Consider the following 17,958-nt stretch of genomic DNA (forward strand, 5'->3'; position numbering starts at 1 on the left):
TGCCGGGATGCCACGATAGGTGGCGTGAAACCTCGCGTGCTCGTCGTGGACGACGATTCCGCCCTGGCCGAGATGCTCGGCATCGTGCTGCGCACCGACGGCTTCGAGCCGTCGTTCGTCGCCGACGGCAGCCGCGCCCTGACCGCGTTCCACGAGAGCAAGCCCGACATCGTCCTGCTCGACCTGATGCTGCCCGGGCTGTCCGGCATCGACGTGTGCCGCGCCATCCGCGCCGAGAGCGGCACCCCGATCATCATGCTCACCGCCAAGAGCGACACCGTCGACGTCGTGCTGGGCCTGGAGTCCGGCGCCGACGACTACGTCGTGAAACCGTTCAAGCCCAAGGAACTGGTCGCCCGGATGCGGGCCCGGCTGCGGCACCACGAGGACCTGGCGAGCGAGTCGCTGGCGATCGGGCCGCCCGACTCGCCGGTCCTGATCGACGTCCCGGCGCACCAGGTCAGCCGGGACGGCAAGCCGGTCGGGCTCACCCCGCTGGAGTTCGACCTGCTCGTCGCGCTCGCCCGCAAGCCGCGCCAGGTGTTCACCCGCGAGGTGTTGCTGGAGCAGGTCTGGGGTTACCGCCACGCGGCCGACACCCGGCTGGTCAACGTGCACGTCCAGCGGTTGCGTTCGAAGGTCGAGCGCGACCCCGAGCGGCCCGAGGTGGTGTTGACCGTCCGCGGCGTCGGATACAAAGCCGGTCCTCCGTGACCGATGCCGACCCTGCCGCGTTACCGGCGCCTGCCGAGTTGCCGGTGCCCGCCGAGCCGCGCCGCTCGTTCGCTGCCCGGCTGCGGGCGGTGCTCGACTCGTTCGTGCACGCCTGGCAGCGGTCGCTGCAGGTGCGGGTGGCCACCACCACGCTGCTGATCACCGGTACCGCGGTGCTGGTGATCGGCATCTTCATCGTCGACCAGGTCGCCGGCGGGGTGCTGCGTGCCAAGCGTGAGGCCGCGATCGGGCAGGCCGAACTGGGGCTGGACACGGCCCGGCAGGCGCTAGCCGGGGTCGACCGCAGCTCGCCGGGCGACGTAGCCGAGGCGAAGTCGCAGATCACCGCGACGCTCACCTCGAGCGGGCGCAGCGCCGGGTTGTTCAACATCGCGATCGAGTCCGAGTCGAGCGCCCCGTCGACGGACGGGGCCGAGGTGCGGATCCCCACCTCGCTGCGCCGCGTGGTGCAGTCCGGGCATCTGGCCGTGCAGTACGCGCCGGTGCGCGACACCGGCGCGCAGCCGAACTCGGTGCCGGGTCTGATCGTGGGCGAGACCGTTCCCGCCCGTACGGGCGTCTTCGAGCTGTACTACCTGTTCCCGCTGACCGCCGAGCAGCAGACGATCGCCCTGATGCAGCGGACCGTGCTGTTCTCCGGGCTTGCACTCGTCCTGCTCGTCGTCGGTATCGCGCTGCTGGTGACCCGGCAGGTCGTCGGTCCGATCCGGGTCGTCGCGCAGACCGCCGGCCGGCTGGCCGCCGGTGACCTGTCGCAGCGCATCAAGGTGCGCGGCACCGACGACATCGCCCGGCTGGGCCGCTCGTTCAACGACATGGCCGGCAGCTTGCAGCGGCAGATCCGCCGGCTGGAGGACCTGTCCCGCCTGCAGCGCCGGTTCACCAGCGACGTCTCGCACGAGCTGCGCACCCCGCTGACCACGATCCGGATGGCGTCGGAGATGCTGCACGCCCGGCGGGCCGACTTCCCGCCCGAGCTGTCCCGCTCGGCCGAACTGCTGCAGGCCGAGCTGGACCGGTTCGAGTCGCTGCTCGGTGACCTGCTGGAGATCTCCCGCTATGACGCCGGGGTCGCGCACCTGGAGTCCGAGACGGCCGACATCAGGGGCGTGATCAACTCGACGGTCGAGGCGAACCGGCTGCTCGCCGAGCGGCAGGGCAGCGAGTTGGTCGTGCAGCTGCCGGACGAGCCGGTGAGCGTGGACATGGACTCGCGCCGGGTCGAGCGGATCCTGCGCAACCTGGTCGGCAACGCGCTCGACCACGGCGAGGGCAAGCCGGTGCAGATCAGCGTCGGCTACGACGACGCCGCGGTGGCGGTGACGGTGCGCGATCACGGGGTGGGACTTCGCCCCGGCGAGGCGGCGCTGGTGTTCAACCGGTTCTGGCGTGGTGACACCTCGCGCAGCCGGCTCACCGGCGGGACGGGCCTGGGGCTGGCGATCAGCCTGGAGGACGCCCGGCTGCACGACGGGTGGCTGCAGGCGTGGGGCGAACGCGGACGGGGTGCACAGTTCCGCCTCACCCTGCCGCGCCACGCCGGACATACCCTGATGTCCTCGCCGCTGCCACTGCACCCGGACGAGGAGGCGGACGCCACGTGAGCCGGAACCGCGCCGTCGCCGGCGTCCTCGCCCTGTGCGCCGTGCTCGCCCTGGGCGGGTGCACGGACGTGCCCGCGTCCTCGTCCCCGCAGGTGATCAAGACCCTCGGCCTGGCGCAGCCGCAGCAACCGGCGGTCAGCACGCCGCAGCCCGGCGCGGACCCGCGCACCATCGTCAACGGCTTCCTGATGAACAACGCCTCCGCCGACCAGCACCACCTGGCCGCCCGCGCCTTCCTCACCCCGGAGGCGAAGAACCGCTGGTCCGATTCCGGGCCGACGACGATCGTCGACCGCGTCCAGATCGGCAACTTCGTCGACAACACCGTGACGGTGCGCGGTAACGCGATCGGGACGATCGACCAGTCCGGCGCGTACACGCCCAGCCTGCAGGGCGACGGCACCGGGACGGGCAGCTCGCCGGTCACCGAGACGGTCGAGCTCAAGCTCGTCGACAAGCAGTGGCGCATCGACCGGTTGCAGAACGGGTTGCTGATCAGCGCCAGCCAGTTCGCGCAGTACTACACGCAGCGGCTGATCTACTTCTACGACCAGACCGAGCAGCAGTTGGTGCCGGAGCTGCGCTACAGCCCGCTGACCGACCCGGACCTGCTGGCGACCTGGCTGATGACGCAGCTGGTGAGCCAGCCCAATCCGGCGCTGAGCACCAACCTGCCGTCGGTGCCGAGCGTCACTCAGATCAAGGTCAGCCTGGGGTCCGCGCTGATCGTGGACCTGCCGGGGGCCAACCAGCTGGACAAGGCGACGAAGGACCGGATGGCGGCTCAGGTCGCACTCACCCTCGATCAGGCCGCCACGTCGCTGACCATGCAGATCACCGACGGCGGCCAGCCGGTGAAGATCCCGCAGCTGGGCGACTCGACGTTCACCAGGGCGCAGTTCGCCTACCAGCTCAGCCCCGCCAACCAGTCGCCGACGCTGTTCTTCGTCAACGACGGCGGGATCTACGACGGCAGCGGCAAACCGCTCAGCGGCGCGCTCGGCACCGGCACGTACGGGCTGCGCTCGGCCGCACTCGCGTCGTCGACGAGCACGTCGCACATGCTGGTCGCGGGTACGTCCGGCAGCGCCACCGACGCGCGGCTGCTCGTCGGGCAGTCCGGCGGCACGTTGCGCCAGACAGCGGTGCGCGGAGCGCTGTCCCGGCCGGCCTGGGCCCCGGGGGCGGACGAGGTCTGGGTCGGCGACGGCGCCAAGTTGTACCGGGTCAGCGCGAACGGGACCGCCCAGACGGTGCCGATCACGGCCACCAGCGGCACCGTTCGCGGTCAGATCCTCGCGGTGCGGTTCAGCCCCGAGGGCTCGCGGGTGGGGCTGGTGCTGCGCTCGAGCCAGAGCGAGTCGCAGATCTGGATCGGCTCGGTCGTGCGGGCGCCGGACTCGGTGCGGGTGGTCGGCCTGTACGCGATCAGCCCCGCCGGCGTCGCCATCACGGACGTCGCCTGGAACGACCAGACCAAGCTGTTCGCGATCGGGCGCGAGGTGAGCACCGGTGACCCGAGCATCTACGAGGTGCAGTGCGACGGCTCGCACTGGGACCCGCGCGGGATCGGCAACCTGCCGCAGGCGCCGGACAGCATCACCGTCGCCGAGAACGTCGTGCCTGCGGTGTCCGCGGGCGAGACGGTCTGGGTGCAGCGGGCCGGCACCTGGGTGAGCCCGGACGAGGGCACGACGTCGGGCACCAACCCGGTCTACCTCGAATAGCGTCGACAGCTCGGCGCAGGCCCGTTCAGATCGTCCGGAATCCTTGCGTCGGCGGGTGCGTTCGGCCAAGATCAAGGGCAGACTGCGGGCTCCCGCGGCGAAGTTGGGCCCTATTCCTCCGGGATATGACCTTTATGTCTCTGAGGGGTAGAGAATGCCGCCGAAGTTCAGCGTGACCATGACGCCGGTCGACAACTTCGGCGGCCGCAGCCATGTGCGGTTCGGCGTCGGCGAGCAGATCGAACTGGACGTGAAAGAAACGCCTCCGGTCAAGCCGGCAACCGCTGTCGAGTGGGTCGTCAAGAGCGGTCCGGCCAAGCTGAAGGCGGGAAAGCTGACCGGTTCGGCGCTGGTCACCTGCGGAAACAAGGGTGGCCCGGTCGTGCTCGCACTTCTTGACAAGAAGGACCCGAAGACCGTCTATGCGACAAAGCGGTTCGAAGTGGTCGCCCCATCCGGAGTGACCTTCCTGCACCAGGAGTACGCGGTGAAACGCGGGCTCGGGTTCAAGGGCTACTCCCAGATCGAGCCATTCGACGTGTCGTTCAAGTGGGTCGAGACGCGCGAGGGCGCCGCGCCCTACGAGGGAAAGGGCTACTTCGCGCAGGCCGAGGTGTCGCTGGCCGAGCTTGCCGATGACTACGCGGTGATTCACCCGGTGAAGGGCGCGTGGACGCCTAACTATGGAGGGGCGAAAAAGAACCGGGAGAACTCGGTGGACAACGTGATGACCAGCGTGGGCAAGAACTGGAGCGCTGGGACCTTCACCTGGAACATTCCGTGGCTCTATCGCGTCAAAGGCATGCCAGGTGATTTCCGGTTCACGACCGCCGTGCACAAAGCAGTTATCAAAGAGAACGGCCAGATGACCCTGTCGAAGTTCAACGTCAAGCTGACCGGACAGCTGCCGCCGTCCTCGTGAACCGCCCGCGGGCCGCCGCGTAACGGGTCCGCTCCGGCCTGTGGACGACAGGACCGTCGTCCACACGCCGGCGTGCGTGCCCCGTCGGGTCATCGCCGGTCCGGCAGCCTGATCGGCATGACCGGTCTGCTGGTGTCCCTGGTCGACCTCGTGCTGCCGCGCGAGTGTGCCGGCTGCGGGCGGCCGGGCACGCTGCTGTGCGCCGGCTGCCTGCCCGGGGCCGGACCGGTGCCCGTCCCGTCCGCGGTGCTTCCGGTGCTCGCCGCCGGGCGGTACGACGGCGGGCTGCGGCGTGCGATCGTGCGCTACAAGGAACGCGACCGGCGCGAGCTGGCCGGCCCGCTCGGCGCCGCGCTGGCGAGCGCCGTGGCCGCGCTCGCCGCCTCGGACACCGCCGCCGCCCCCGTTCTCGTGCCGGTGCCGTCGTCGCCGCGGGCGGCCCGGGAACGCGGTGGCGACCACGTGCTGCGGCTCGCCCGGCACGCCGCGCGCCGGACGGCGACGCCGCTCGTGCCCGCGTTGTCGCTGGCGCGGCGGGTGCGCGACTCCGCCGGGCTGCACCGGGACGAGCGGGCGGCCAATCTGGCCGGTGCGATGCGGGCCACCGGCCCGCTCGGCTCCGGTCGCGCCGTGATCGTCGACGACATCGTGACCACCGGCGCCACCTTGCACGAGGCTGCCCGGGCGCTGCGCGAGGCCGGCTGGACGATCTTGGGCGGGGCCGCGGTGGCCGCCACGCCGCGCCGCGCCGGTTCCGCTGGCAGGTAGGCGCCCGGCGGGCTACCGTGAGAATGACCTGACCGACTAGGTGTACCCGACCCGCACCGGGCCTGAAGTACCCATCGCGATCGAGTACACCGCCGAAGCGTGGTGGAGGTCGCATGGAAACTGCCGTGGGACGCATGGAAATTGTCGTGCGCGGCCGCAACGTCGTTGTTCCCGACCACTATCGTCAGCACGTCGCTGACAAGCTGAACAAGCTGGAACGGTATGACCAGAAGATCATCCGCGTCGACGTCGAACTGAACCACGAGAAGAACCCACGGCAGACCGGGCGCTGCCAGCATGTCGAGATCACCTGCCGTACCCGGGGTCCGGTGGTCCGCAGCGAGGCCTGCGCCGAGGACTTCTACAAAGCCCTGGACCTGGCGACCGAGCGGCTGGAGCGGCGGCTGAGCCAGGCCGCCGACCGGCGCCGCGTGCACCACGGCCGCCGCAACCCGGCTTCGATCGCCGCGGTCGCCGCCGACGCGCAGAGCCTGCTCGCCGAGCCGGACGCGGCGCAGGCAGAGAGCGACAACGAGGGCCCGGGGCGCATCGTGCGCGAGAAGGAACACCCGGCCAAGCCGATGACCGTGGACCAAGCGCTGTTCGAGATGGAGCTGGTCGGGCACGACTTCTACCTGTTCGCCGACGCCGACAGCGGCCGCCCCAGCGTCGTCTACCGCAGGCACGCCTACGACTACGGCCTGATCCGCCTCACGGACTGAGCTGGCTGATCAACGCCGCGCGATGCGCGGATTCAGCACGGCGAAGCGGACCTCGTCGGCGTAGCTGCCGTCGGGGTAGCGCAGCCGGGCGGCACGGACGCCGTCGGGCTCGAAGCCGGCGGCCAGGGCGGCCTTCTGCGAGCCGACGTTGTCGGCCTTGGCGCCGAGTTCGAGGCGGGCGAACCCGGCCTGCTCGAACGCCCAGGGCACCAGCAGGCGCAGCGCCCGGGCCGTGTAGCCGCGCCCGCGCAAGGACGGATGCACCGCGTACCCGATCCCGCCCACGCCGGGCGGTCCGGCCTGCCGCAGCCGCAGCGAGCCGGCGAACCGCCCGCTCGCTGCGTCCAGCATCGTGAACGCCGCGACCTGGCCGACGAGCCAGTCCAGCCCGGCCCGGTCGGCCATCCGGCGCACCGCGTCCGGCGCCGGAGCGCGGCCGGTGAACCCGCTCGCCACCGTCTGCGGGTCACACTCCTGCTCGAGGAACCCGGCGCCGTCGTCCGGACGCAGCTCGCGCAGCGTGAGCACCCCGTCGGTCAGCCCACCGGGGGGCAGTCGCGCAAACGCGGGCGGCACCGGGGCGCCCGGGTCGGTCGCCAGCCGGGCGAACCAGGCCAGATCGCTGGTCCGCGGTTCGGCGGCGCCGTCGAGCGGGCGTTGCAGCCGGTCGCGCAGCGCCCCCTCGTAGCCGAAGCCCGCCGCCAGCGCCGTCCGCGCCGAGGCGAGGTTGCGCACGTCGCACATCAGCTGCACCCGGCGAAGGCCGTGCGCGAACGCCCAGCCGGCCAGCACCCGGACCGCCTCGGCCGCGTAGCCGTTGCCCTGCGCGTCCGGGGCGATCCAGTAGCCGACGTCCTGCTCGCCGGTGAGCCGCAGCGCCGCCGACCCGACGACCCGCCCGGAGGAGGACTCGACGACCGCGCTGCCGATGCCGGTGCCGTCGCGGCGGCCTTCGTCGCCCAGTTCGGTGACGAACCGCGTCGCGACCTCGGGCAGGTAGGGGTCCGGCACGGCCAGGAACTCGTGCATCGCGCGGTCCTGCATGATCTCGTGCACCCGGCCTGCGTCGGCCGGGCGCCACGGCCGCAGGATCAGCCGGGGGCCGGTGAGCACGAGATCGTCCAGTTCTTCGCCCTCGAAGGTTCCCACGGCCGCACAGCCTGCCAGACCACGTACCATGGCCGCCGTGGTTCTAGCCAAGCTTCTGCGTGCCGGTGAGGGCAAGACTGTCCGGCGTCTGTCGACGATCGCCGATCACATCGAGACCCTCGAGGACGACTACGTCGAACTGACCGACGCGGAGCTGCGCGCGCTCACCGACACGTTCAAGGAGCGTCTCGGCGACGGCGAGACCCTGGACGACCTGCTGCCGGAGGCCTTCGCCGTCGTGCGCGAGGCCGCGCGGCGCACCCTCGGCCAGTTCCACTACAAGGTGCAGCTGATGGGCGGCGCGGCGCTGCACCTGGGCAACATCGCCGAGATGAAGACCGGTGAGGGCAAGACCCTCGTCTCGACGCTGCCGGTCTACCTGAACGCGCTCGCCGGCGAGGGCGTGCACCTGGTCACCACCAACGACTACCTCGCCAGCCGCGACGCCGACTGGATGGGCCGCGTGCACCGGTTCCTGGGCCTGTCCGTCGGCAAGATCCTCAACGACCTGCCGCCGGAGAAGCGCCGCGAGGCCTACCGCTGCGACATCACGTACGGCACGAACAACGAGTTCGGCTTCGACTACCTGCGCGACAACATGGCCTGGTCGCTGGATGACCTGGTGCAGCGCGGGCACCACTTCGCCGTGGTCGACGAGGTCGACTCCATCCTGATCGACGAGGCCCGCACCCCGCTGATCATCAGTGGGCCGGCCGAGGAGAACCAGCGCTGGTACCTGGAGTTCGCCCGGATCGCGCCGCGGCTGCGCCGTGACGAGCACTACGAGGTCGAGGAGGGCAAGCGCACCGTCGCGGTCACCGAGGCCGGCGTGGCGTTCGTCGAGGATCAGCTGGGCATCGACAACCTGTACGAAGCCGCGAACACGCCGCTCGTCGGGTACCTGAACAACTCGCTCAAGGCCAAGGAGCTGTACAAGCGGGACAAGGACTACATCGTCACCGACGGCGAGGTGCTGATCGTCGACGAGTTCACCGGCCGCGTGCTGCACGGCCGGCGCTACAACGAGGGCATGCACCAGGCGATCGAGGCCAAGGAGGGCGTGCAGATCCAGCAGGAGAACCAGACGCTCGCCACGATCACCTTGCAGAACTACTTCCGGCTGTACGAGAAGCTCGCCGGGATGACCGGTACCGCGCAGACCGAGGCGGCCGAGCTGCACCAGACCTACAAGCTGGGTGTGGTGCCGATCCCGACCAACAAGCCGATGATCCGCCAGGACAAGACCGACTTCATCTACAAGACCGAGGACGCCAAGTTCGCGGCCGTCATCGACGACATCAGCGAGCGGCACGAGAACGGCCAGCCGGTGCTGGTGGGCACCGCCAGCGTCGCGAAGTCCGAGCGGCTGGCGTCGCTGCTGCTGCGCAAGGGGATCCCGCACGAGGTGCTGAACGCCAAGCAGCACGCGCGTGAGGCGGCGATCATCGCCAACGCCGGCCGCAAGGGCGCGGTCACGATCGCGACGAACATGGCCGGCCGCGGTACCGACATCATGCTCGGCGGCAACCCCGAGTTCGCGGCCGACGCCGCGCTGCGCGAACGTGGCCTCAGCCCGGCCGACACGCCGGAGGAGTACGAGGCCGCCTGGGCGGCGGAGCTCGAGCGGGCGACGTCGGAGACGGAGAAGGAGCACGACGAGGTCGTCGAGCTCGGCGGGCTGTACGTGCTCGGCACCGAGCGGCACGAGTCCCGGCGTATCGACAACCAGTTGCGCGGCCGCTCCGGGCGTCAGGGCGACCCGGGCGAGTCCCGGTTCTACCTCTCGCTCGGCGACGACCTGATGATCCGCTTCAACGGCGAGCGCGTGCAGCAGATGATGAACTTCCTGCGCCTGCCCGAGGACGTCCCGATCGAGGCGCGTCCGGTGTCCAAGGCGATCCAGTCGGCGCAGACCCAGGTCGAGCAGCAGAACTTCGAGATCCGCAAGAACGTCCTCAAGTACGACGAGGTCATGAACAAGCAGCGCACCGTGATCTACGAGGAGCGCCGCAAGGTGCTCGAGGGCGCCGACCTGTCCGACCAGATCCGGCCGATGATCGACGACGTCGTGCGCGGCTACGTCGAGGGCGCCACCGCCGCGGGGTATGCCGAGGAGTGGGACCTCGAGCAGCTGTGGACCGCGCTGCGCACGCTGTACCCGATCGCGCTGACCATCGAGGAGGCGATCGCGCAGGCGGGCGGCGAGAAGTCCGACCTGACCCGGGAGTACCTGATCGAGGAGATCCTCGCCGACGCGCGCGCCGCCTACGACGCCCGCGAGGAGGACCTGGGCGCGGAGGTGCTGCGCGAGCTGGAGCGGCGCGTGCTGCTGTCGGTGCTCGATCGCAAGTGGCGCGAGCACCTGTACGAGATGGACTACCTGCAGGAGGGCATCGGGCTGCGCGCGATGGCCCAGCGCGACCCGCTGGTGGAGTACCAGCGCGAGGGCTTCGACATGTTCGCCGCGATGATGGACGGCATCAAGGAGGAGTCGGTCGGCTTCCTGTTCAACCTCGAGGTCGAGGTCGAGGACACCCAGGTTGCCGAGCCGGTCGCGGTCGCTGCCGGCGAAGCGGGCGAGGACGGAGGCGGCGCGCCGCAGCTGGACGTCTCACTGCTCAAGGCGGCGCAGGACGCGCACGATTCGCACGGCGCCGAGGCGAACGGCAAGGCGCCGCAGATCTCGGCCAAGGGTCTGGACCGCGGCAAGACCGAACAGCCGATGATCTACAGCGCACCCGAGCTCGGCTCTGAGGGCCCGTCGGTCAAGCGCAGTGGCGGTGAGGCGGCGAACCCGGCGTCCAAGACCGCGAAGCGGCAGCAGGCACGCGCCAATCCCAACCGCGGCAACCGCGGCAACCGCGCCACCAAGGGCAAGGGCAAGAGGTAGTCAGCCCAGCTGCAGCCGCGTGCAGCGCCAGCGGCCGTGGCGAGCCTCCAGGCGCAGTGCGATCGCGCGCACGCGCGGGCCGGCCTGCAGCGTCGCGCTGAGTTCGGCGACGCCCTCGCTCGGGGAGCTGGCGTGCACGGTCCGCACCGTGGCGGCGTGCGTCCAGTGCGGGGCGCGCAGCCGGTTCGCCCGCTCGAGGTCGGCGCCCAGCCCGAGCGCCACCGACGGGCTCAGCAGCGCGGACAGTTGCTGCAGCGGCCGACGCCCCCCGGCCGTCTCGATGATGCCGATCAGCAGCCGCCGTCCCCAGCCGGCCGGGTCCGGCAGCGTGCACGGCAACGGCACCGGTGGCAGGACCGCATCGCGGTCCGGCTCGCCGAACGGCAGCGGACGGTCGTAGCGGCCGACCGCGTGCAGCTGCACGCCCTGGACCTCGTCGTCGAACGGCGGTTCGCGGCGCGGCGCGGGACGGATCGCGGAGCTGCGCGCCGGGCGGCCCCGGGTGAGGGTGGCGGTCATCAGGGCTCCTGCGTCGTCGCGGTCGGTGTCGTCGGGGTTGCCGGGGTTGTCGGGGCCTGCAGCTGCTGGCCGGGCATGATGCGGTTCGGGTCGGTGCCGATCACCGCCCGATTGGCGGCGTACCAGCGCGGCCAGGTGCGGGCGATCCGGGCCGGCGAGGCGTCCCTCGGCAGGTGTTGCGCCGCGATGCGCCACAGCGAGTCGCCGGGACGGACCAGGACCCGCAGCGCTGTGCCGGCCGCGGGCGGGGACGGCGGCTGCGACCGCCGGGACGGCGGGTGTGCCGACGGCGGCTGTGCCGACGGCGGGTGCGCCGACGGCGGGTGTGCCGACGGCGGGTGTGCCGACGGCGAGGACGGCAGGACCGGGGCCGGCAGCACTCCGCCGTCGGTCGATGTGTCGCCCGCCGCAGCGGCGGTCGGTGCGGTGGGGGCCGGCAGCGGCAGGTGCCGGGCCGGGGCGTGTGCTCCCGCGGCCACCGGCGCCAGCAGGACGCCGAGCCCGACCGCTCCTGCCGCGGCGCGGTACAGCGCACGCGGCAGCACGGCGCGGGCCAGGTGATCGGCGACCCGGCCGGCAGCCCCGGGTGCGCCGGCCAGCGCCGCGGCCGCCAGGCCCGCGCCGAGCCACGCGGCGGTCAGCCACAGTGCGGCTGCCGCCAGGGTCGCTGCCGCGCCGTCGATCCCGGCTTGCTGGGCCCAGTCGGCGGGTGCGTCGAGGTCACCCACGAGCGCGGCCCAGTCCGGCCAGAGCACGGTCAGCAGGGCGATGTCCGCGGCCAGCAGAAGCGCGGCACGAGAGGCGACTCGCATGCGGATACCTCCATTTGCTTGCGTTAGCGTGCAGATGAAGTCATACGCGTATCACCGTGAACCTGTCAATACGGACATCGGCCCAGTCGATCGCCTGTTCCGCTTGGGACTTCGCGGTCGGCTTCATGAGGTACTGCACCGGCGGAGGCGGGGGTGAGCTTGGCGGATCGGCGCGGAGTTGTGTGGCCGTCGGATACGGCCGGCGCGGGGTCAGGGCGCGGGGTCAGTCGGTGTCGGCCGCGGCGAGCCCGGCCGTCCACTTCTCCTCGATCCGGCCGTAGCGCCACACCAGCAGCGCGACGAACCAGGCGAGCACGAACAGGGCCACGATCGCGTAGCCGGCGTAGTCCAGCGGGATGCCGGCGATCGCGGCGATCGGGCCGGAGGTGATGTTCGCCTGCTCGGCGAGCACCCCGACAAGTTCGACGGTGCCGATCACGAGCGCGACCGCGACGGAGATCGAGGTGATCGTGATGTTGTAGAAGACCTTGCGCACCGGCTTGGCGAAGGCCCAGCCGTACGCGGCGTTCATGAACACGCCGTCGACGGTGTCGGCCAGGCACATCCCGGCTGCGAACAGGATCGGTAACACCAAGATCACGTAGAACGGCAGGTTGAAGGCCGCCGCGCCGCCGGCCAGCACGAGCAGGCCGATCTCGGTGGCGGTGTCGAAGCCGAGCCCGAACAGCACGCCGACCGGGTAGATGTGCCAGGCCTTGCGCACCGACCTGGTCAGCCCGCCGAGGAACCGGTTCATGAAGCCGCGCTTGTTCAGGTGCTCCTCGAGCTCCTGCTCGTCGTAACGCCCGGCCCGCATCTCGCGGAACACCTTGAGGATGCCCGCGAGCACGATCAGGTTCAGGATGCCGAGGATCCACAGGAACGTCCCGGACACCGAGGCGCCGATCACGCCGGTGACCGAGTGCAGGCTGGAGTCCTGCTGCTCGACCGGCCCGGCGAGTGCCTTCACGCCGATCGACAGCAGCAGGGCGAGCAGGAAGACGATCGTCGAGTGGCCGAGGGAGAACCAGAAGCCGACCGACAGCGGCTTGCGGCCGCCGTCGCGCTCGACGTTGTCGGCCATCAGCTTGCGGGTGGTGTTGTCGACCGCGGCGATGTGGTCGGCGTCGAACGCGTGCCGCAGGCCGAAGGTGTAGGCCAGGATGCCGACGCCCACGCTGAACACCGGGTGGTCGCCGCCCAGGTTGTAGTGCTTCGGGACGACGAGCCCGAACAACAGCCCGAAGCCGAGCACGTGCAGGAACACGATGAAGCCGGCCATCCCGGCCAGCGACGTCCAGTCCTGCTGGTTCAGGCTGGCGCGAAACCGGTCCAGGCCGGACTGCGCTCGTTCGCCGGGTGCGGCGACCGCGCTCTCGGCCATGCCTGCTTCCCTCCGTGGAGTGATCTCGATCCGTCCGACAGCTTATTGCAAACGTATTGCAACAAGCCAGCCGGCCGCCGGTTAGAGTGACCCGATCCGTCCGCTTCGTCCCCGGGAGGTCCGGTGCGTCCGTCCTCGACAGATCCGGTGCGTTGGGACGCCGTGTTCGCCGACCTGGAGGCGCAGGCGGAGGCGCTGGAGATCGCCGAGCGGGCCGCCGAGGTGCAGGACCGGGTGCGCGCCGAGGTGGGTGAGTTGACCGTCGTCGACCGGCTGCGCCCCGCGGTCGGGACGGTGCTGCGGCTGCGCACCGTCGACGGGCTGGTTTGCGCCGGCACGCTGGCTCGCGTCGGACCGGATTGGGTGCTGCTCGAGCAGGACGGCGACCGCGAACTGCTGGTGTGCCTGGCCGCGGTCACCGGGATCAGCGGTCTGGGCCGGCAGTCGGCGGTGCCGAACAGCATGGACGTCGTCTCGTCGCGGTTGCGGCTGTGGTTCGTGCTGCGGCGGATCGCGCGCGACCGCTCGCCGGTCTCGGTGCGGCTGGCGGACGCGACGGCGCTGGCGGCGACGATCGACCGGGTCGGGGCGGACTTCGTCGAGGTCGCGGTGCACCCGCCGGGGGAGGCACGCCGGGTTGCCGCGGTGCGCGACGTGCTGGTGGTGCCGATGACCGCGCTGGTGTCGGTGCGCCGCTCGGCGAACTAGCCGCTCGGCGAATTGGGCCGTACCGAGCACGCGCGCTGTCAGGCGTGCTCGTCCTGACCCTCGACGAACGGGTGGGCGCTGACGAACGCACGCGTCTGGTCGTACATCCGCGCGATGTACTGCTCCAACTGCTCGCGCTCGACCCGCCACTGGCCGCGGCCGCCGATCTTGATCGCGACCAGCTCGCCGCTGCGCACCAGCGCATACGTCTGCGAGGCGGAGATGTTGAGCACCTCGGCGACGTCGGCGAGCGTCAGGAAGCGGTCGGCGGCCATGGCACCAGTCTGGCATCCGGCAGGCCGTCCGGAGCCGGCTGTCCACAGCGCCCGAGGGGCTGCTATCGCCTGGTATGCGATTGTCCGGCACTATGTCCGGCGTGAGCGTCTCGTCACCGACCCCGAAACGAGTACAGACGCCACGCTGGTTCGACCTGCGGCTCGCCGCGGGAATCGTGCTGGTGCTGGGCTCGGTGCTGATCGGCGCGAAGATCGTCTCCGGAGCCCACGCGACGTACCGGATGCCCGCCCTCACCCATGACGTCGCGGCCGGCACGACGCTGCGGGCGGCCGACCTGCAGCTGGTGCAGGTACGGCTGCCCGACCACGGCAGCGGCGTCTACGTCGGGCACAGTGCCGACGCGGTGGGGCGCCGGCTGAACCGCGCGCTGGCCAGGGGCGAGCTGGTGCCGGCCGCCGCATTGTCGGAGGCACCGGCCCTCACCACGGTCAGCGTGCCGATCGCGCCGGGTCGTGCGCCGGCCCTGCATCCCGGCCAACGCGTGCAGCTGTGGCTCTCGACCAAACTGTGCCCGTCGCTGGTCCTGCTCGCCGACGTCACCGTGCAGGACGCGCACGAGAGCGCCGGCACGATCGGCTCGGCGACCGGGCAGGACATCGTGCTCAGCGTCCCGGCCGCGCTGGCCGACCGGGTGATCGCCGCCCTTGCGCTCCAGGACGCCGCGATCCGGGCCGGCATCCTGACCGGGGCACGCCACGACGGCGCCAACGACGCGCTGCCGAGCCTGAGCGCCTGCGCGGCGCAGCCGTCGTGAAGCTGCCCGTGCTCACCGCCGCGGGCGGGCAGGCGTGGGAGACGAGCCTGGTTGCCGCGCTCGACGGCGGCGAGTTCGGGGTGAGCATCGCGCGCCGCTGCGTCGACGTGGTCGACCTGCTCTCGGTCGCCGCGACCGGACAGGCGCGCGCGGCCCTCGTCGCCTGCTCGCTGCGCCGCTTGGACGCGGACGCGGTCGATCGCCTGCTCGCGGCCGACGTCGCGCCCGTCGCAGTCGTGCCGCGCGGCGACCCGGCGACCGAGGAACGGATGCGGGCGCTCGGGATCGACGCCCTGGTGCCCGACGACGCCGAGCCCGCGGTGGTGGCCGCGGTGCTGCTGGACGCGGTCCGGGCGCGCACCCAGCCGGAGGCGCCCGGCCGCTCGGCGCGCCTGTTCGGTGACCCCATGACGTCGATGGCGGTCCCGCCCGGGGCGAGCGCACCGGAGCCGACCGCCCCGACCCGCCGCGGCACGCTGGTGGCGGTATGGGGGCCGACCGGTGCACCCGGGCGGACCACGCTCGCCGTCACGCTCGCCGACGAGATCGGCCGGCTCGGGCTGGCCGCGCTGCTGATCGACGCCGACGTGTACGGCGCGACCGTTGCCGCGACGCTCGGGCTGCTGGACGACTCGCCCGGGCTCGCCGCCGCGTGCCGGCAGGCGGCGGCGACCCGGCTGGATGCCGACGCCCTCGCCGCGCTGTGCTGGCAGCTCACGCCCGGGCTGCGCGTGCTGACCGGCGTCCCGCTCGCCGCGCGCTGGCCCGAGCTGCGCCCGGCCGCGATCGAGTCGGCCCTGACCGTGGCGCGCGGCATGGCCGACTTCACCGTGCTCGACTGCGGCTTCAACCTCGAAGCGGACGAGGAGCTGTCCTTCGACACCATCGCCCCGCGGCGCAACGGGGCGACGTTGGCCGCGCTCGCGGCCGCCGACGTGCTGATGGTGGTCGGCTCGGCCGATCCGATCGGGATGCAGCGGCTGGTGCGCGCCCTGGCGGACCTGCGCGAGCTGGACCTGCCCGGTGCCGTGTGGGTGGTGCTGAACAGGGTGCGGCCGGGCGTCGTGCCCGGCGACGTGCGCGCCGAGCTGTCCGGCGCGTTGCAGCGCTTCGCCGGCTGCACGCCGAGTGCGCTGCTGCCCCTGGACCAATCCTCGATGGACGCCGCGCTCGCGACCGGCCGCACGCTCGGCGAGGCACGGCCGACGGCACCGTTGCGCCGGGCGGTGCGCGATCTCGCGGCGGCGTTGACCGGTGTCCCGGCCCGTTCCGGCCCTCGCCGGTCGCACCTTCTGCCGTGGCGCTGACCCGTCCCGCCCGGTGCCGTCTGTGACAATGGACGCCCACACCCGTCAGTGCCGAGAGGAGCCTGCCGTGAGTCCGGAGGCAACGCCCAGGCGAGCGATCGTGCTCGGCGGTGGCGGCGTGCTCGGGTTCGCGTGGACGCTCGGCGCGCTCGCCGCTGTCCAGGAGTTCGCCGGCTTCGATGCCCGCGACGTGGACCTCACGGTCGGCACCTCGGCCGGCGCGGTGGTCGCCGGGCTGCTCGGCTGCGGGATCTCCGTCGAGGAGCTGTGCCGGCACCACCAGGGCATCCCGACGCCGGACGACCCGGTGATCCCGTACGCCTACGACGGCACCGGCGCCTCGCTGCCGCCGCGACCGAGACTGCGCCCCGGGGCGCCGCGGCTGGCCCTGGACGGGCTGCGCCACCCGCGGCGGATGGCGCCCCTGGTGGCGTTGTCCGGCCTGCTGCCCGAGGGTGCCGGCACGCTGGAGCCGGTGCACGCCCTGCTCGCCGAGGTCTGCGCGGACACCGGATACGCCGATCGCTGGCCGGAGCGGCCCCGGCCGTGGATCGTCACCGTCGACTACTCGACCGGTTCCCGGGTGGTCTTCGGCAGGGACGACTTCGCCCCGCGACGGGACGGTTCGGCGCGGGCGGTCCGGCGCGCGCGGCTCGCCGACGCGGTGACCGCGTCCAGCTCGATTCCGGGCTGGTACCCGCCGACGGTGATCGACTCCGTGCCCTACGTCGACGGTGGCGTGGCCTCGAACGCCTCGTTGGACCTGCTGATCGGCACCGCGGTGGACGAGGTGTTCGTCCTGGCGCCGATGGGCGGCGCCGGCACCGACCGGCCGCGCACCGTGGTGCAGCGCATCGAGCGGGCGGTGCGCCGCACCATCGCGCGCACCATCGCTCGCGATGCAACCGCCCTGCGCGCGCGCGGCGTGCGGGTGCGCGTGGTCGAGCCGCAACCGGAGGACCTCGCCGTGATGGGCCTGAACCTGATGAACGCGGCACCGCGCCGCGACGTGCTGGAGACCGCCCGCCGCACCGCTGCCGAGCAGCTGCGCAGGCAGCGGATCTCCGCCGGCCAGAGCGCGGGCAGCAGTACCGGGGACGGCAGCGGCCGGCACGTATCCGGAGGCAGCGCGTGAGGATCTACCTGCCGGCCACCTCGGCCGGCTTGCGGGCGCTGCTGGACGACGGCGAGCTCGGCCCGGCGCCGCTGACCGCGTTCGCCGTCACCCCGGGCCTTCGCGAGTGGTACCACGATGATGACGTGGAGGCACTGGAGTACGCCGCGTTGAGCGAGGCGGCCCGCGCGTCGCTGCGGCTGATCGACGCCGACGCGACGGCAGCGTGGCGGCGCGTGGTCGTGGCACTGGACGCCGCCGAGGACCAGGTCGAGGTGCGTGACGACCTGGACCGCGGCGTGGTGCGGCTGGCCGCGCCCGTGATCGCGGCGCAGGTGGCGTCCGTCCACGTCGACGACGCGGACGCCGAGCCCGCCGTGACCGCCGCCGCGGGGGCGATCACCGCCGCGGACCTCGGCGACGAGGGCGCGCAGGAGAAGGTCGACGACGCCGACGGCTTCGAGCTGTCGTGGTACGCCCCCCAGGAGCTCGAGCAGCTGCTCGCCTCGTTCTGACCGTGAGCCCCGGTGCGGCCGCGTGGCACGA

The 17,958-nt window shown here is 72.0% G+C and carries 17 protein-coding genes; 12 read left to right on the forward strand and 5 right to left on the reverse strand.

Going from position 1 to position 17,958, the window contains the following annotated elements; all coding sequences use genetic code 11:
• Window positions 1-24: 24 nt before the first annotated feature.
• The 6 genes from mtrA to hpf all read left to right on the forward strand — a co-directional run bounded on the left by mtrA (window position 25) and on the right by hpf (window position 6,478).
• Window positions 25-714, forward strand: coding sequence for an MtrAB system response regulator MtrA (gene mtrA / locus M6B22_RS16460; RefSeq protein WP_269442654.1), 690 nt, complete (start codon window positions 25-27; stop codon window positions 712-714).
• Window positions 711-2,339, forward strand: a complete 1,629-nt coding sequence (mtrB, locus tag M6B22_RS16465; RefSeq protein WP_269442655.1) for an MtrAB system histidine kinase MtrB — start codon at window positions 711-713, stop codon at window positions 2,337-2,339. The genes mtrA and mtrB overlap by 4 nt, the downstream gene beginning before the upstream one ends.
• The gene (locus M6B22_RS16470; RefSeq protein WP_269442656.1) at window positions 2,336-4,066 is read left to right on the forward strand and encodes an LpqB family beta-propeller domain-containing protein; all 1,731 of its coding nucleotides are present in this window, start codon (window positions 2,336-2,338) and stop codon (window positions 4,064-4,066) included. The genes mtrB and M6B22_RS16470 overlap by 4 nt, the downstream gene beginning before the upstream one ends.
• Before the next feature lie 154 nt (window positions 4,067-4,220).
• Entirely contained in the window at window positions 4,221-4,988 is a 768-nt protein-coding gene (locus tag M6B22_RS16475; RefSeq protein ID WP_269442657.1) for a hypothetical protein, read from the forward strand.
• 117 nt (window positions 4,989-5,105) lie between these two features.
• Entirely contained in the window at window positions 5,106-5,756 is a 651-nt protein-coding gene (locus tag M6B22_RS16480) for a ComF family protein (protein ID WP_269442658.1), read from the forward strand.
• Window positions 5,757-5,890: 134 nt separating this feature from the next.
• The gene (hpf, locus tag M6B22_RS16485) at window positions 5,891-6,478 is read left to right on the forward strand and encodes a ribosome hibernation-promoting factor, HPF/YfiA family (RefSeq protein ID WP_407935726.1); all 588 of its coding nucleotides are present in this window, start codon (window positions 5,891-5,893) and stop codon (window positions 6,476-6,478) included.
• 9 nt (window positions 6,479-6,487) lie between these two features.
• Here the strand turns inward: hpf and M6B22_RS16490 are convergent, their stop codons facing one another.
• A complete protein-coding gene (locus M6B22_RS16490) occupies window positions 6,488-7,627 on the reverse strand; it encodes a GNAT family N-acetyltransferase (protein WP_269442660.1) in 1,140 nt (379 codons plus the stop codon).
• 37 nt (window positions 7,628-7,664) lie between these two features.
• Between M6B22_RS16490 and secA the strand changes: the two genes are divergently transcribed.
• Window positions 7,665-10,517, forward strand: coding sequence for a preprotein translocase subunit SecA (gene secA / locus M6B22_RS16495; protein ID WP_269442661.1), 2,853 nt, complete (start codon window positions 7,665-7,667; stop codon window positions 10,515-10,517).
• Here the strand turns inward: secA and M6B22_RS16500 are convergent, their stop codons facing one another.
• The 3 genes from M6B22_RS16500 to nicT all read right to left on the reverse strand — a co-directional run bounded on the left by M6B22_RS16500 (window position 10,518) and on the right by nicT (window position 13,232).
• Window positions 10,518-11,036 carry an Rv3235 family protein gene (locus M6B22_RS16500; RefSeq protein WP_269442662.1) on the reverse strand — a complete coding sequence of 173 codons (519 nt, stop codon included), beginning with the start codon at window positions 11,034-11,036 and terminating at the stop codon, window positions 10,518-10,520.
• Window positions 11,036-11,848: a LysM peptidoglycan-binding domain-containing protein gene (locus tag M6B22_RS16505; protein WP_269442663.1), complete on the reverse strand. Its 813-nt coding sequence runs from the start codon at window positions 11,846-11,848 to the stop codon at window positions 11,036-11,038. Before M6B22_RS16505 ends, M6B22_RS16500 begins: the two co-directional genes overlap by 1 nt.
• A gap of 223 nt (window positions 11,849-12,071) precedes the next feature.
• Complete coding sequence (gene nicT / locus M6B22_RS16510; protein WP_269442664.1) at window positions 12,072-13,232, reverse strand: Nickel transporter NicT; 1,161 nt, start codon at window positions 13,230-13,232, stop codon at window positions 12,072-12,074.
• 123 nt (window positions 13,233-13,355) lie between these two features.
• Between nicT and M6B22_RS16515 the strand changes: the two genes are divergently transcribed.
• On the forward strand, window positions 13,356-13,940 hold the full coding sequence (locus M6B22_RS16515) for a hypothetical protein (protein WP_269442665.1): 585 nt from the start codon (window positions 13,356-13,358) through the stop codon (window positions 13,938-13,940).
• Between the two features lie 38 nt (window positions 13,941-13,978).
• Here M6B22_RS16515 and M6B22_RS16520 read toward each other — a convergent pair whose 3' ends face one another.
• Window positions 13,979-14,215, reverse strand: coding sequence for a helix-turn-helix domain-containing protein (locus M6B22_RS16520; protein WP_269442666.1), 237 nt, complete (start codon window positions 14,213-14,215; stop codon window positions 13,979-13,981).
• 101 nt (window positions 14,216-14,316) lie between these two features.
• Here M6B22_RS16520 and M6B22_RS16525 point away from each other — a divergent pair, with 101 nt between their 5' ends.
• From M6B22_RS16525 to M6B22_RS16540, 4 genes are all read left to right on the forward strand, one after another.
• Window positions 14,317-14,991 (forward strand): SAF domain-containing protein, encoded by a 675-nt coding sequence (locus M6B22_RS16525; protein ID WP_269442667.1) that lies wholly within the window; start codon window positions 14,317-14,319, stop codon window positions 14,989-14,991.
• A complete protein-coding gene (locus M6B22_RS16530; RefSeq protein ID WP_269442668.1) occupies window positions 14,988-16,298 on the forward strand; it encodes an AAA family ATPase in 1,311 nt (436 codons plus the stop codon). The genes M6B22_RS16525 and M6B22_RS16530 overlap by 4 nt, the downstream gene beginning before the upstream one ends.
• A 67-nt stretch (window positions 16,299-16,365) precedes the next feature.
• Window positions 16,366-17,433 carry a patatin-like phospholipase family protein gene (locus M6B22_RS16535; RefSeq protein ID WP_269442669.1) on the forward strand — a complete coding sequence of 356 codons (1,068 nt, stop codon included), beginning with the start codon at window positions 16,366-16,368 and terminating at the stop codon, window positions 17,431-17,433.
• A complete protein-coding gene (locus M6B22_RS16540; protein ID WP_269442670.1) occupies window positions 17,430-17,927 on the forward strand; it encodes a DUF6912 family protein in 498 nt (165 codons plus the stop codon). Before M6B22_RS16535 ends, M6B22_RS16540 begins: the two co-directional genes overlap by 4 nt.
• Window positions 17,928-17,958: the final 31 nt, after the last annotated feature.

The organism is Jatrophihabitans cynanchi (assembly GCF_027247405.1).
Lineage (GTDB): Bacteria > Actinomycetota > Actinomycetes > Mycobacteriales > Jatrophihabitantaceae > Jatrophihabitans_B > Jatrophihabitans_B cynanchi.